Here is a 15,003-nt window from a genome sequence, read left to right as displayed (position 1 = left end):
CTCCTATATATTGTTGTCCTTCAAGAACCATACCGCTCCCTTAAACTGAAATATTGACATAAAAAACATATAGTACCTTGCATAACAAGGTATATATTTTTAACTTAGCCGAACTAATACATTAATTTATCAGTATGAAAAGGTACACTGTTTACACGGTATGCCTACTGCTCTTTGCAGTGGCTTGCCAACCGAAACATACTAATAAAACCAAACCAACTGAAGTTCAATCGTTCGCTCGTACTTTTAAGAAGTACCCTCCAGAAACTCATTTTATGGGATCTGTTGAAATTGCGGATCAAACCCGAGTTCGCTTCACAAAACACCAAGGTTTTGAGCAGCTGACCCGAGGGGTCCCGATAGGCAATTCCTCCACCTTTAAAATCGGCTCCGTTTCAAAAATGTTTACCGCGGTGCTCTTATTGAAAGCCTATGAGAAAAAAATGCTCACTTTGGAAACTCCTCTAACAGCGTTCTTCCCAGAAAACAGGCATTGGAAAGACATCCAGGTGAAAATGTTATTACAACACCAAAGTGGAATTCACAATTTCACAGCAGATTCATCCTTCTTTTCCTACCGAGAAACTGCACAAACCCAGCAAATGCTGTTGGGAAAAATCAGCAATTTCCCCTTAGATTTCACACCAGGGCACAGCACTGAGTACAGTAATTCTAACTATTTTTTGTTAGCACTCATTTTAGAAAAACTGTATCAGCAGCCCTACGCAGCACTCATCAAATCTGAAATTATTACTCCCTTAAAACTCAGGCACACCTATGAAGGTACAACCATAACAGCCGCTGCTCAACCTAACTCGTATACCTATACTAGCCATTGGACTCTATTTCCACCTACCCATCTGTCTATTCCTTTGGGTAGCGGCTCACTGTGTTCCAACCCGAGCGATCTCAATCGGTTTTTATCAGCTCTTTTTGAGGGAGAACTCCTCCAGCAAAACACTCTAGCACTCATGCTTTCTACTAAGCAACAATTTGGACTAGGAATAAAAGAATACGTTTTTAACGATCAGAAGGCTTGGGGACATATGGGAAGTATTGACGGGTTTAAAACTGCGGCTCTCTATTTTCCAAAGCAAAAGATAGCCCTGAGTGTTTGCTCAAACGGTACTGCTAATAATTTCGATCAGTTCCTTCAAGAACTCACTAGCGAATTTTTTAATCGACCCCAATTACAAATTTCTCAGCAACAACTCTTGCAGTATACCGGCCGTTATCAAGACCCTACAGACCCTAAACACCAACCGGAATTCTCTGCAAAAAACGGAATCCTATACCTTCATCTCAGTGACTTTAAAGATCCGTTGCGTTATAAAGGAGCTCACGAGTTTGTATTGGATCAAATCCATGCAAATCCCATCCATTTCGTATTTGACACAAAAAACAATCAGCTCACTTTTAAGCAGGGTACCTTTCAGTGTACGATGAAAAAACAAGAACAAGGCTAGGTTGAAGACCTAGCTTTTTCTTTTTCATCTTTCAAAAAATCTCGTATCTTTAATCCCAAAATTGACTAACTGAGCTATGAATTCATTTGAAATAAAAGGAAACCTCCTGACCATGAAAAATGGTAAAACACCTGTTGTTGTCAGAGTTATTACTTTTACTTTAGCGCTGCTCTTTTTTCTTATGCCGATAGCGGCTTTGGTGAAGGCTTTTATGGAACAGCAAGCTCCCACTTTTTATTTGTTTGCCTTTGTCATGGTGTTAGCTTTAATGGGCTACTATATGTTTCGTATTTCTCTGTGGAATACCTATGGAGTAGACCTCATTGATTTTCACGGCGATCGCATCACATACAAGACTCACTACGGATGGTTTTCAGAAGAAATGGATACTTTACCCGTTAAGGGCGCTGTGTTCTTTACTTTCGACACATCACGTTCAAAAGATAATACTACAGGCAGTTTATGCATTTCAACAGCAGAGCAGTCAATTCAATGTACAGTACAAATTCCTCTTAATGAGTTAGAGCTACTCCTAAAAAAGCTCGAAAAATCAAGCTTTACAGCTACTTATAATAATGACAAATCAACATTAATTATATAACTCTAAACTCATGGGATTATTTAACAAATTGCTAGGCAACGCCAGCGAAGTAAATTCAGAAAAACTCAACGAAAAATACGCGCGATTGCTATTGGCCAACGAGGAAATTGAATTGGGATTCAAATTGGTAAGAGATACCTTTATGTTTACCAATAAGCGCTTAATTTTAGTAGATGTTCAAGGACTTTCGGGAAGTAAAGTTGAGTACTTATCACTTCCTTACAAGAGTATCTCACGTTTTTCATTGGAAACAGCGGGTACCTTTGACCTCGATGCAGAATTAAAGATTTTTATGTCAAGCGCCGACACTCCAACGGTTAGTAAAAAATTTAATAAGAGCATCGATATCTACGAAGTACAAAAATACTTGGCATCAAAAGTGATGTAAGCATCCAAAATATTAGCGCCACTTTCCACATCCAGGAGAGTGGCCTGATTTTAAACACAGTACAGCTTCTCTCGCTGTTTGTTATTAAAAAATTCTCGCTCGTTTCACTACTAAAAAAGGAGCTTCCTTCGTTTACTGGAATGTTATCATATGTTAAAATCCTCTTAAAATGTAACATTTCCGGATTTATTTCATCTAACTTTGAGAGAATTATCTAACTATTTCATACCATGAAAAAACTACTCTTCCCTGTTATGGCAGCGGGCGCACTATTGGTCGCATGTGATAACACCAATTCATCAACTTCAAAACAAGATATTGCCGTGAAATACCCGGAAACCACTAAAAAACCAGTTGTTGACACCTATTTTGAAACTAAGGTGACCGATAATTACAGATGGTTAGAAGATGACAGAAGTCCTGAAACTGAAGCTTGGGTAAAAGCTGAAAATGCAGTAACCTTCGATTATTTAAAGAAAATTCCTTACCGCGAACAACTCAAAGAGCGATTGTCAGCACTTTGGAACTACGAAAAAGTAGGGACGCCATTTATCGAAGGAGACTATACTTATTATTATAAAAATGACGGGTTGCAAAACCAATACGTTATTTACCGAAAAGATAAAGAAGGAAAAGAAGAGGTCTTTTTAGATCCTAATGGTTTTTCAAAAGACGGTACGACCTCTTTAGGATCTGTGAGCTTTACCAAAGATGGTAAAACAGTTGCCTATTCAATTTCAGAAGGAGGAAGTGATTGGAGAAAAGTAATTATCATGGATGCGGAGACGAAAGAAATTAAAGAAGACACGCTCGTTGACGTTAAGTTTTCAGGAATTTCTTGGAAAGGTAATGAAGGATTTTTCTATTCTAGTTACGACAAGCCAAAGGGTAGCGAATTGTCGGCCAAGACAGATCAACACAAATTGTACTTCCATAAATTAGGTACTCCCCAATCAGAAGACAAGGTAATTTTTGGAGCTACTCCAGAAGAGAAACACCGCTATGTAGGAGGTTATTTGACTGAAGACGATCGCTATTTATTGATTTCAGCGTCTACCTCTACCTCTGGAAACAAACTATTTATCAAAGACTTAAACGATCCGAAAGCCAAACTCGTAAGTATCGTGGATAATTTTGACAGCGATACCTATGTAATTGACAACAGAGGAAGCAAACTATACTTGGTAACCAACTTAAATGCACCGAATAAAAAGGTGGTAACTGTGGATGCTGCAAATCCTACTCCTGATCAGTGGGTAGATTTTATTGCAGAGACAGAAAACGTACTTTCACCATCAACAGGAGCGGGATACTTTTTCGCAGAGTACATGGTTGATGCAGTATCAAAAGTAATGCAATACGATTTTGACGGAACCTTAATTCGTGAGGTTAAACTACCTGGTGTAGGATCTGCTGGAGGATTTGGAGGTAAAACAACCGCCAAAGAATTATATTTCTCATTTACAAACTACAACACTCCTTCATCATCGTATAAATTTGATCCAAAAACAGGAGACTACCAAGTATATTGGACGCCGAATATTTCGTTTAATTCGGACGATTACGAGAGCAAGCAAGTATTCTATACTTCAAAAGACGGTACCAAAGTTCCAATGATTATCACCTATAAAAAAGGTATCGAACTCAACGGAAAGAACCCTACTATTTTATATGGATACGGAGGATTTAACGTAAGCTTAACTCCGAGTTTTAGCATAGGAAATGCCGTTTGGATGGAGCAAGGTGGTGTGTATGCTGTTCCGAATTTAAGAGGAGGAGGAGAATACGGTAAAAAGTGGCACGATGCAGGAACTCAAATGAAAAAGCAAAACGTATTTGACGATTTTATCGCTGCAGCTGAATACTTAATCGCTGAAAAATATACTTCTTCTGATTTCTTAGCTATCCGAGGAGGATCAAATGGAGGTTTGTTAGTGGGAGCTACCATGACACAACGTCCTGAATTAATGAAAGTAGCACTTCCTGCAGTTGGGGTACTAGACATGTTGCGTTACCACACCTTTACAGCGGGAGCTGGTTGGGCTTACGACTACGGTACATCTGAACAAAGTAAAGAAATGTTTGAGTACTTAAAAGCGTATTCTCCAGTACACAATGTAAAAGACGGAGTGGCCTATCCGGCAACTTTGGTAACTACCGGAGATCATGACGATCGCGTAGTCCCTGCTCACAGTTTCAAGTTTGCTGCAGAACTACAAGCACATCAAAAAGGGAACAATCCTGTGTTAATCAGAATTGAAACCAATGCCGGACACGGTGCTGGAACCCCAGTTGCAAAGACTATAGAACAGTACGCTGACATCTTTGGATTTACCCTTTATAACATGGGATTCAAAGCATTGCCGAACCCAAGCACGGCGAAAATCAAATCATAATCAAATATATTAGCACAATGAGAACATTACATAAAGTTGTTTTTACTTCTGCCTTGGCATCCCTTGCCATTGCATGTAAGACTGAAAACAAAGAAGCGAAGCCTGAAGCAAAAGCTCAGGGTATCGTTTTGGCCAATATGGATCCTTCTGTAAAACCCAGTGATGACTTTTTCACTTATGTCAATGGTAAGTGGATTGAGAACACGAAAATTCCTGCCGACAGAACTTCTTGGGGAGGTTTTGGAGAGTTGGTTAAAAAGACCGATGCGGATGTCTTAGCCATTTTGGAAGAGGCTATTGAACAGGGAAATTTTCCAAAGGTAAAAGATGCCAACGGAAACGAAATTGATTCTGATCAGCAGAAAGCTGTAAACTACTACCAAACCATTATGGATACCGTAGCTAGAAATCAAGCTGGAATAGCCCCAATTGAACCTTTTTTAAAGCGTATTTCCGAAATTAAAAACCTGGATGACGTTCAACAGTACTTAATCAATATGGCTCCATATGGAGGTGGTGGTTTTTATGGATTCAGTGTTTTTAACGACTTAAAAAACAGTTCCATCAATGCTGGATACTTAGGTTCTGACGGTCTTGGACTCTCTCGTGATTACTACGTTGATGCAAAGGTTAAAGAGAAATTAGCAAAGTACGAACTCTTCGTTGCCAAAATTCTCGAGAAATTTGGAGACGACACTGCTACAGCACAGAAAAATGCTGCTGCGATCATCAGCTTTGAAAAGAGCTTGGCGGAGCCTATGATGAGCAAAGAGATGCGCAGAGATACTCGTAAAATATACAATCCAATGACAATTGCTGAATTGACAAATTTGGCTCCAGCTGTTAATTGGGATGCTTACTTCAAAGGAATTGGCGTAACTGATATCGATAAAATAATTGTCACGGATCCTGGATACTTTAAAGCCATGAGTAGTCTTTTAAAAACTCGTTCTATCGACGATATCAAACTCTTACTGCGCTGGAATGCTATCAATGGTTCGCTCGGTTTGTTAACTACAGATTTAGACAAAGCCAGTTGGGAATTCTACAGTAAAGAAATGCGTGGTGCTGAGAAGCAACGCCCTCGAAATGAGCGTGCTTTAAACAGCTTAAACCGTGCTATCGGAGAAGCTTTAGGTAAGTTATACGTAGAAAAAAAGTTTCCGCCTGAAGCGAAGAAGAAAGCACGTGAAATGATTGATAATGTAATGCTTGGATTTGAAAAGCGCATCAATCAATTGCCTTGGATGAGTGAAGAAACTAAGAAAAAAGCCTTAGATAAACTTCATAAGTTAACTGTTAAAATAGCCTATCCGGACAAGTGGAAAGATTATTCGGCATTGCAAGTAAAAGGAACCGAAAAAGGAGGAAACTACTTTGACAACGCCCTTCAAATTCGTCAGTGGAACTTTATGAAGACTTTGGAGAAATTAGGTAAAGAAGTAGATAAGACAGAGTGGGGGATGTCTCCGCAAACTGTAAATGCGTATTTCAATCCGGTGAACAATGAAATCGTATTCCCAGCAGCTATCTTACAACCTCCATTCTACAATTACAAAGCTGATGATGCTGTAAACTACGGTGGAATTGGTGCTGTTATCGGGCATGAAATTTCTCATAGCTTCGACGATTCTGGTGCGCGTTTTGACGGTGATGGAAACCTCAAAAACTGGTGGACAGAAGAAGATTCTGAGAAGTTTAAAGTTGCAGGAAAACGCTTGATCGATCAGTTTAGTACTATTGTCGCTATTGACAGCATGCACTTAAATGGTGAGTATACACTTGGTGAAAACATCGGTGATTTAGGAGGTGTTCAGGCAGCTTATGAAGGATTACAGATCTTTTTAGCTAAAAATGGACGTCCTGAAAACATTGATGGATTTACACCAGAGCAACGTTTCTTCCTTTCTTGGGGAACCATTTGGAGAACTAAGATGAGAGATGAAGCTCTTAAAAATAGAATTATGACCGATACCCACGCACCTGGTATGTATCGCGCATATATGCCTTTAAAAAACGTAGACGCTTTTTACGAAGCATTCGATGTTAAGGAAGGAGACAACATGTATTTAAAACCAGAAGATCGCGTTCGAATCTGGTAATTTGAATACGACTGAATTTTAAAAACTGGCCTTGTGCCAGTTTTTTTTATGGTTATTTACCGTGTATTCTAAAGTACAAAAGCTCGTTAATTATCGTATTTTTGCAAGCATGCTTCAAGTACAAGACATACGGTTTACCTATCCTGATAAAACAGCTACCTTACATTCCATCAGCTTTGATTTAGCCCCTGGAGAGCACTTGTGTGTCATGGGCGAAAGTGGGTGTGGAAAATCAACCTTACTCAAACTCATTTACGGCTTACTCGACCTGAAATCCGGACATATCTTTTGGAAAGAAACAGAAGTTCTCGGACCAGAGCACTACTTAGTCCCTGGTATGGATTTTTTTAAATACGTCGCACAGGATTTTGATTTGATGCCATTCACTAGTGTCGCTGAAAACATCTCGAAATACTTATCGCGTTTTTATCCTGAAAAAGCCCAAAAACGAACCAAAGAACTCTTGGAAGTCATTGAAATGACAGCCTTTTCAGACGTTAAGGTAAAAAACTTGAGCGGGGGACAACAACAGCGCGTTGCCATTGCACGTGCTTTGGCCAAGGAACCTGAATTACTTTTACTCGATGAACCTTTTAGCCAAATCGATAATTTTAAGAAAAATTCGCTGCGCAGAAAGCTGTTTCAGTATTTAAAGGAGAAGAACATCAGTTGTATCGTTGCGACACACGACGGAAACGACGCATTGTCTTTTGCCGACAAACTACTGATTATCAAAGACCAGCAATGTTTGGATTTCGACAGCCCCACAGCACTGTACAACCATCCTAAAAACCGCTATACCGCAGCGCTCTTTGACGATGTCAATGAAATCCAATTTAACGGTACTACCACATTTTGGTACCCACATCAAATTAGCATTGTCGATCACAGTGAATATCGCGGTACTGTAGTTACTAGTTACTTCAGAGGTAGTACTTGGTTGCTAGAGATCGAATTCAACGAAACGCATATTTTTGTGAATCACCCAAGGCCTATCCCTAAAAAAAGAACAGTTTCACTGGAATTTAATAAAAAACTCACTCGTGAAACCGTCTAAATTATAAACAACCGATTTTTGACATTCATCAGTTATATAACAACCTCGTTGTACTATTCCCTACCACAAAATTAAAATACCGCGGTTATTTTGATGCTCATGCCGTTTAAAATCTCGGTGTCTCCAGCTCTTTTACCCAATAACAACTTTCCTATTGGAGAAGACAGCGAAACCGCAAAATAATTTTGGTCTGCTATGTGCAAGCTTCCAGCAGAAATACTCAGGTAATACTGTCCTTTATTGGTATGCACCAGACTTCCTAGACGAGCGACGTCAGAACTGTCTAGTCCGATTTTATTCAAAGTCGTTTGCATGGCTTGAATATTTTGTAGTTGCTGTCCTGCTTTTTCCATTTCCAATTGAATCATGGCCCTTCCTGTTTCGTGTTTGTCACCGGCAGAGCTCTTGGTTTCAGAATTCAACGAATCTCTTCCTGAGGACATGACCTTGCTAACCGTTTCCAAACGCTTGTTCACAAAGCGCTCACAAGCTTCTTTTAATTGTCGTTTAATCGCTTCCATACACTACACTATTTCAGCCAGTTCTTTTCCTATTATACTACCTATGGCCACCCCCATTCCTCCTAAGCGAACACCACAGTATACATGAGCGTCCAGAGATTTAACGATCGCTTTCTTTTGTTCACCTACACCCATAATTCCACTCCAACGCTGCGCTATTTTAACTTTCTTCCCGGGTAATATCACGGTTCGTAGCAATTCTTCTAACTTGTTTTGCACCAATTGAGTTTGCCCGAATTCAGCGGTTTCTTCTGCTTTAAAATCCAAATTTCGTCCGCCTCCAAACAAAATTCTACCATCTATATTTCTAAAGTAATAGTACCCTTTGTCTAAGTGAAAGGTACCTTCAATGTGTAAATCTGGTATCGGTTCTGTAATCAATACCTGAGCTCGTGCTGGCTTAACATCAGCCGACAGCAGTTGTCTGGCAAAGCCATTGGTCGTAATGCACAATTTTGCCGTGCGAAATTCAAAACTTCCCAAAGATACGCGTACCCCGTCAGCATCACTTTGATATTCGGTTACTTCACAACTGTTCAGTACGCGAATTCCTCGATGCTGTACCAGTGCTAATAAAGAAGCCATCATACTACCCGTATCTATTTGCCCTTCAAAATTATTAACGATATACGACGGGTGTATATTCTCGAACTCAAATACATTCGTCATTTCGGTAAACACTGGTTGTTTAAATAAAGGCAATAAGAGCTCATTTACGCGTTCTTTTTCTAGAACGCAAGTATTGTATAGCTTTTTATCTAAAAACAGCTCAAATCCTTTCTTTTGTTGAAAATCTAATTTTAGATCTCCAACGGTACTCCGAAGTTCTTTTAAACCTTCCCAACGCTTGGCCACTAAATTAAGAACTTCAGCTTCGCGGTGACTCTGTAAATCATCAATGAGTTCTGACAAACTTCCAAAACAGGCAAATCCCGCATTTTTAGTACTTGCTCCTTGTGGCAACATTCCTTTCTCCAAAACGAGTATTTTGGCTGTAGGATATTTCTTTTTGAGCTGTAAGGCCGTTGACAAACCGACAATTCCACTGCCTACAATGGTAATATCGACATTTGAAAACCACTCTTTTAACTCCCAGTAACTGAAATTCAACATTTTATAATCGCTAATAAATTAGTATTTTGGCACACTACTTGAAAAGCTAAAATATAAACAATATCTCATGAAATTAATGAAACTCTTCAGCTTGTTGTTCCTAAGTTTAGGATTTATCCAATGTGGCAGCACCAAATTTGACCAAACCCCACCTTTTAAAATACTGAGTGCCAAAATGACTCACATTACTGGTGGAGTTCCAGGAGTCTCGAGTTTAGACGTATATCTACAATACACTGCAGCGACCAAACCAACGGTTAAACACCTTTATTTTAGAGGTAAAAAAACAACGGCTATCATTGAGCAAAAGCTCGACAATCCGTATATCGTTGCGCGCTTTAAAGAAGAAGACAATGCTGAACGCTACGATTTAGAACTTCAAAAAGACATCAAAAAGGAATACGGTAATACGACCGCTAAGAAAGCAGAAAAATTTCCTTTTGAATTGCGACAAAATGAAGCTGTACTGAGTTATGAAGTTAACGGAAAGCTCCGCTACTACAAGATTTCAAACATCAAAGAAAATACTCCTGTTCGCATGCGCTAAGTTGCGAACGTAACACATAAAAAAAGCCTCGTTGAAAATCAACGAGGCTTTTTTTATATGATTAAAATTCTACTATAAATCGAATTTAATTCCTTGTGCTAACGGTAAATCTGTAGTGTAGTTAATCGTATTTGTTTGACGACGCATATACACTTTCCAAGCATCTGATCCAGACTCACGTCCACCACCAGTTTCTTTCTCTCCACCAAAAGCTCCTCCGATTTCTGCTCCTGAAGTACCGATGTTAACATTGGCAATTCCACAGTCAGAACCTGCGTGTGATAAGAAACGTTCTGCTTCGCGTAAGTTATTGGTCATGATAGCAGATGACAACCCTTGTGCCACTCCATTTTGAATTGCAAGAGCATTTTCTACATCTCCTTCGTACTTCAATAAATACAATACTGGAGCAAAAGTTTCGTGTTGTACAATTTCAAAGTCGTTAGAAGCTTCAGCGATAGCAGGCTTTACATAACATCCACTTTCGTATCCTTCACCTTCTAAAACACCACCTTCTACTAAGATGTTACCTCCTTCTGCAACTACTTTTTCAAGTGCATTTTTGTACATTCCTACTGCATCCGTATCGATTAACGGCCCCACGTGGTTATTTTCATCTAATGGGTTTCCAATACGCAACTGCTTGTAAGCATCAACTAAAGCGGTTTTCACCGTTTCGTACATTGATTCGTGGATAATTAAACGACGTGTAGACGTACAGCGTTGTCCAGCAGTTCCTACCGCACCAAATACCGCTCCGATAACTGTCATTTTAATATCCGCATCTGGAGTTACAATAATTGCATTGTTTCCTCCTAACTCTAATAAAGACTTTCCAAGGCGACCAGCTACTTCTTTAGCAACGATTTTACCCATACGTGTTGATCCTGTAGCAGATACTAAAGGAATACGCGTGTCTTTAGATAAGTACTCACCTACTTGGTAATCTCCGTTCACTAAACAAGAGATTCCTTCCGGCAAGTTATTTTCTTTTAATACCTCAGCAATAATATTTTGACAGGCAACTCCACACAACGGTGTCTTTTCTGATGGCTTCCACACACAAACATCTCCACAAATCCAAGCCAAAGCAGTATTCCATGCCCACACAGCAACTGGGAAGTTAAATGCCGAGATAATTCCTACCACTCCTAATGGGTGATATTGCTCGTACATTCTGTGTCCAGGACGTTCAGAGTGCATCGTTAAACCGTGTAATTGACGTGATAATCCTACAGCGAAATCACAAATATCAATCATCTCTTGTACCTCTCCCAATCCTTCTTGGTAAGATTTACCCATTTCGTAAGAAACTAATTTTCCTAGCGATTCTTTCTTCTCGCGTAACTTTTCACCAAACTGACGAACAATCTCTCCTCTTTGTGGAGCAGGCATCAATCTGAAAGTTTTAAAAGCTCCCGTTGCAGCTTCCATTACTTTCTCGTAATCTTCTTTAGTCGATCCTTTTACCTTTCCAATTAACTTACCATCTACCGGAGAATACGATTCGATGATTTCTCCATTTGAAAAGTTAACGGCACCTGTAGAAGTCCCTTCGTTGATTTCTTGAAGCCCTAAGTCTTTTAAAGCCTCTGCTATTCCAAAATTAGTCATGGTATTTCTTAATTTAATTATAATCGTACTTTTAGGGTAACAAAACTACAAATAAAATAAGTTTATAATAATTAACATTTAAAAGAATTTTGTTTAATTTTAAAACATTCTGTGTAAATATTAATATTTCCTCACGTAGTTGTTGTAACTTACCAACGGCTTCAAGCATCAATGAATCAAACAATTAACAACTTTACCATGAGAACACTTAGTTTCATCGCGAGTATCGCTTTGGTATTTACCCAATGCAAAACACCTAAAAAAAATACGAGTTCCACAGAAAACCCTACCAATAAATTTGCCATCGTCATCCACGGAGGTGCCGGTACTATCTTGAAAAAAAACATGAGCCCAGCACTGGAGTCTGCCTACAAGGCCAAACTCACGGAAGCAGCTCAAACGGGTTACGAAATTCTCAAAAATGGTGGAAGCAGTACAGAGGCCGTTGAACGAAGCATCCACATCTTGGAAAACTCACCGTTGTTTAACGCCGGTAAAGGTGCTGTTTTTACCCATGCAGAAACCAATGAAATGGACGCTTCTATTATGGAGGGAGCCACTGGAAAGGCCGGAGCTGTTGCTGGGGTAACCAAAGTAAAGAACCCTATTTCTGCCGCCATTGCAGTGATGAATCAATCAAATCACGTATTACTTTCAGGTAGTGGAGCTGACACCTTTGCGGCTCAGGCAGGACTCGACATCGTCGACCCTAGCTATTTTTACACCGAAAAACGCCATCAGTCACTGCTTCAAATTAAAGCAAAAAACAAGGCTCAATTAGATCACGATGCTAAAACAGCCATGTACGATCCTTATATTCAAAACAGCAAATACGGAACTGTAGGTTGTGTCGCTCTCGACAAGCAAGGCAATATTACCGCTGGAACTTCCACAGGAGGAATGACCAACAAGCGATGGAATAGGATAGGAGACTCACCGATTATCGGAGCAGGAACCTACGCAAATAATAGTACTTGTGGCGTTTCATCAACAGGATGGGGTGAATACTTTATCAGGGGAGTAGTCGCTTACGATATCGCGGCTCAAATGGATTATAAAAAGGCAAGCTTACAAGACGCTACCCACGATGTCATCCAACGAAAACTAACTGCAGCAGGAGGTACCGGTGGGATCATCGCCATTGACCGTCTGGGAAATATCTCTTGGGAATTCAATACAGCAGGTATGTATAGAGCTTCTGTAAATGACCGAGGAGTGCTTACTGTAAAAATCTATCAAGAATAAAAAAAGCCCCAGCAGGGGCTTTTATTTTTATCCTTCCAACTTCATGGAAAGTTCAAACCATCGTTCTTCTTTTTCTTCGATGCTCTGAATAATTTCTTGTAACTCTAATGATTTCTCTTGAATATCGTCAGTGTCAATAGTACCATCTGTAAACGCTGCTTCAATCACCTGTCTGCGTTTTTGTAATTTTTCTATATCCGATTCTAACAGTCCGTATTCACGTTTCTCATTATAACTCAGACTTCCTTTATTGGGTTGTTTTTGCGCTTTTTCTGCTACTTTCTCTACTTTTTTAGACTCTGGTACTTGCGAGCTTTCATACGCTCGGAAATCCGTGTAATTTCCAGGAAAATTCTCCACAACTCCTTCTCCTTGAAATACAAACAAAGAATCCACAATTTTATCCATGAAATACCTGTCGTGAGAAACGACCAATAAATTTCCTGGGTAGTCTAATAAAAAGGCTTCTAAGACATTTAAAGTAACGACGTCGAGGTCATTCGTAGGCTCATCGAGAATTAAGAAGTTGGGGTTTTGTATGAGTACCGCACAGAGGTACAGTCGTTTTTGTTCACCTCCTGATAGCTTTTCTACAAAATCGTGTTGTTTTTTTCGACTAAACAAAAAGCGCTCGAGTAATTGCGCTGCAGAAATTTTTCTTCCTTTGGTCAACGGGATGTATTCACCGAATTCCTTGATGACATCGATTACCTTCTGGCCCTCTTTAATCTGGATTCCCTTTTGCGTATAGTAACCGAACTTCACTGTTTCACCAACAACTACTTTTCCACCGTCTAAAGGGATTTTCCCAGTAAGCATGTTGAGAAAAGAAGATTTTCCCGTTCCATTTTTTCCGATAATACCAATGCGTTCTCCTCTTTTAAAAACGTAATCAAATCCGTTGAGGATAACTTTGTCGTCGAAACTCTTCTTAATATTGTGTAACTCGACAATTTTACTGCCCAAGCGTTCCATATTAATTTCGAGCTGTACTTGGTGTTCTTGACGACGTTGGTGAGCCTTCTTCTTTATCTCAAAGAAATCATCGATACGCGATTTCGACTTGGTCGTTCTCGCTTTCGGTTGTCTGCGCATCCAGTCCAACTCTTTTTTAAACAAACTCTTGGCTTTGGATAAATTAGTGGCCTCTAGCGCTAAACGCTCTTCTTTATTTTGAAGGTAATACGAATAATTCCCTTTGTATTTGTACAATTTCCCATTGTCTAATTCTATGATTTCATTACACACTCGCTCTAAAAAATAGCGGTCGTGAGTCACCATAAACAAGGTGATTTTTTCTTTAGCAAAAAACGCCTCTAGCCACTCTATCATTTCCAAATCTAGGTGGTTGGTAGGCTCGTCTAAAATCAACAGGTCGGGTTTATTGATCAGAATAATGGCCAAAGCTAAACGCTTGCGTTGCCCTCCCGACAATTTTCCTACTTTTTGCTGTAAGTTATCGAGTTTTAGTTTTGAGAGTATTTGCTTGTACTGAGTTTCAAAATCCCACGCATTGTGCTGCTCCATTTGCTCAAAGGCCTTTTGATAAGCATCCTGGTCATCGGGATTTTGCAAAGCCGCTTCGTACTCTTGAATTACGGGTAGTATTTTATTTTCCGTAGAGAATATGGTCTCTTCTACGGTTAAATTCCCATCAAAATCTGAATCTTGCGCTAGGTAGGCAAGACGGATGCCTTTCCTACTAATAATTTGCCCTGTATCAGGGGTATCTTTTCCTGCTATGATATTGAGGATTGAGGTTTTACCACTTCCGTTTTTTGCTACGAAAGCAATTTTTTGATCTTTGTTGATACCAAATGAGAGGTCGTCAAACAAAACGCGTTCTCCGTAGGCTTTAGATATATTTTCTACCGATAAGTAATTCATACTGCAAAAATATAAAAAACCCTGAGCAAAAGCTCAGGGTCTAGCATTAGTTAAAAAGAAAGAAGG

At 39.5% G+C, this 15,003-nt stretch carries 12 protein-coding genes; 8 read left to right on the top strand and 4 right to left on the bottom strand.

Translation table 11 applies throughout. The features are described from left to right. The first annotated feature begins 134 nt into the window (after positions 1 to 134). The 6 genes from ACXAG7_RS03600 to ACXAG7_RS03575 all read left to right on the top strand — a co-directional run bounded on the left by ACXAG7_RS03600 (position 135) and on the right by ACXAG7_RS03575 (position 8,010). Positions 135 to 1,466, top strand: coding sequence for a serine hydrolase domain-containing protein (locus ACXAG7_RS03600; RefSeq protein WP_476665998.1), 1,332 nt, complete (start codon positions 135 to 137; stop codon positions 1,464 to 1,466). Between the two features lie 76 nt (positions 1,467 to 1,542). Further along, complete coding sequence (locus ACXAG7_RS03595) at positions 1,543 to 2,067, top strand: hypothetical protein (RefSeq protein WP_476665997.1); 525 nt, start codon at positions 1,543 to 1,545, stop codon at positions 2,065 to 2,067. 10 nt (positions 2,068 to 2,077) lie between these two features. Further along, positions 2,078 to 2,455: a PH domain-containing protein gene (locus ACXAG7_RS03590; RefSeq protein WP_408041812.1), complete on the top strand. Its 378-nt coding sequence runs from the start codon at positions 2,078 to 2,080 to the stop codon at positions 2,453 to 2,455. A gap of 230 nt (positions 2,456 to 2,685) precedes the next feature. Further along, the gene (locus ACXAG7_RS03585) at positions 2,686 to 4,851 is read left to right on the top strand and encodes a prolyl oligopeptidase family serine peptidase (RefSeq protein ID WP_408041811.1); all 2,166 of its coding nucleotides are present in this window, start codon (positions 2,686 to 2,688) and stop codon (positions 4,849 to 4,851) included. Positions 4,852 to 4,868: 17 nt separating this feature from the next. Then, positions 4,869 to 6,953, top strand: a complete 2,085-nt coding sequence (locus ACXAG7_RS03580) for a M13 family metallopeptidase (protein WP_408041810.1) — start codon at positions 4,869 to 4,871, stop codon at positions 6,951 to 6,953. A 109-nt stretch (positions 6,954 to 7,062) separates the two neighbouring features. Further along, positions 7,063 to 8,010 carry an ABC transporter ATP-binding protein gene (locus ACXAG7_RS03575; RefSeq protein ID WP_408041809.1) on the top strand — a complete coding sequence of 316 codons (948 nt, stop codon included), beginning with the start codon at positions 7,063 to 7,065 and terminating at the stop codon, positions 8,008 to 8,010. Between the two features lie 71 nt (positions 8,011 to 8,081). Here the strand turns inward: ACXAG7_RS03575 and ACXAG7_RS03570 are convergent, their stop codons facing one another. Beyond that, positions 8,082 to 8,531 carry a 3-oxoacyl-ACP synthase gene (locus ACXAG7_RS03570; RefSeq protein WP_408041808.1) on the bottom strand — a complete coding sequence of 150 codons (450 nt, stop codon included), beginning with the start codon at positions 8,529 to 8,531 and terminating at the stop codon, positions 8,082 to 8,084. A 3-nt stretch (positions 8,532 to 8,534) separates the two neighbouring features. After that, positions 8,535 to 9,641 (bottom strand): NAD(P)/FAD-dependent oxidoreductase, encoded by a 1,107-nt coding sequence (locus tag ACXAG7_RS03565; protein ID WP_476666258.1) that lies wholly within the window; start codon positions 9,639 to 9,641, stop codon positions 8,535 to 8,537. 70 nt (positions 9,642 to 9,711) lie between these two features. Here ACXAG7_RS03565 and ACXAG7_RS03560 point away from each other — a divergent pair, with 70 nt between their 5' ends. Then, the gene (locus tag ACXAG7_RS03560; RefSeq protein ID WP_476665996.1) at positions 9,712 to 10,191 is read left to right on the top strand and encodes a hypothetical protein; all 480 of its coding nucleotides are present in this window, start codon (positions 9,712 to 9,714) and stop codon (positions 10,189 to 10,191) included. Positions 10,192 to 10,263: 72 nt separating this feature from the next. On the opposite strand, the gene amaB is transcribed toward ACXAG7_RS03560, so the two are convergent. Then, positions 10,264 to 11,805: an L-piperidine-6-carboxylate dehydrogenase gene (amaB, locus tag ACXAG7_RS03555; protein WP_408041806.1), complete on the bottom strand. Its 1,542-nt coding sequence runs from the start codon at positions 11,803 to 11,805 to the stop codon at positions 10,264 to 10,266. A gap of 198 nt (positions 11,806 to 12,003) precedes the next feature. Between amaB and ACXAG7_RS03550 the strand changes: the two genes are divergently transcribed. Beyond that, the gene (locus tag ACXAG7_RS03550; RefSeq protein WP_476665995.1) at positions 12,004 to 13,050 is read left to right on the top strand and encodes an isoaspartyl peptidase/L-asparaginase family protein; all 1,047 of its coding nucleotides are present in this window, start codon (positions 12,004 to 12,006) and stop codon (positions 13,048 to 13,050) included. Between the two features lie 27 nt (positions 13,051 to 13,077). On the opposite strand, the gene ACXAG7_RS03545 is transcribed toward ACXAG7_RS03550, so the two are convergent. Then, a complete protein-coding gene (locus tag ACXAG7_RS03545) occupies positions 13,078 to 14,937 on the bottom strand; it encodes an ABC-F family ATP-binding cassette domain-containing protein (protein ID WP_476665994.1) in 1,860 nt (619 codons plus the stop codon). Positions 14,938 to 15,003 lie beyond the last annotated feature (66 nt).

Source organism: Tenacibaculum sp. AWR4_210, from assembly GCF_056160945.1.
This window is presented reverse-complemented; position numbering and strand designations above follow the sequence as displayed.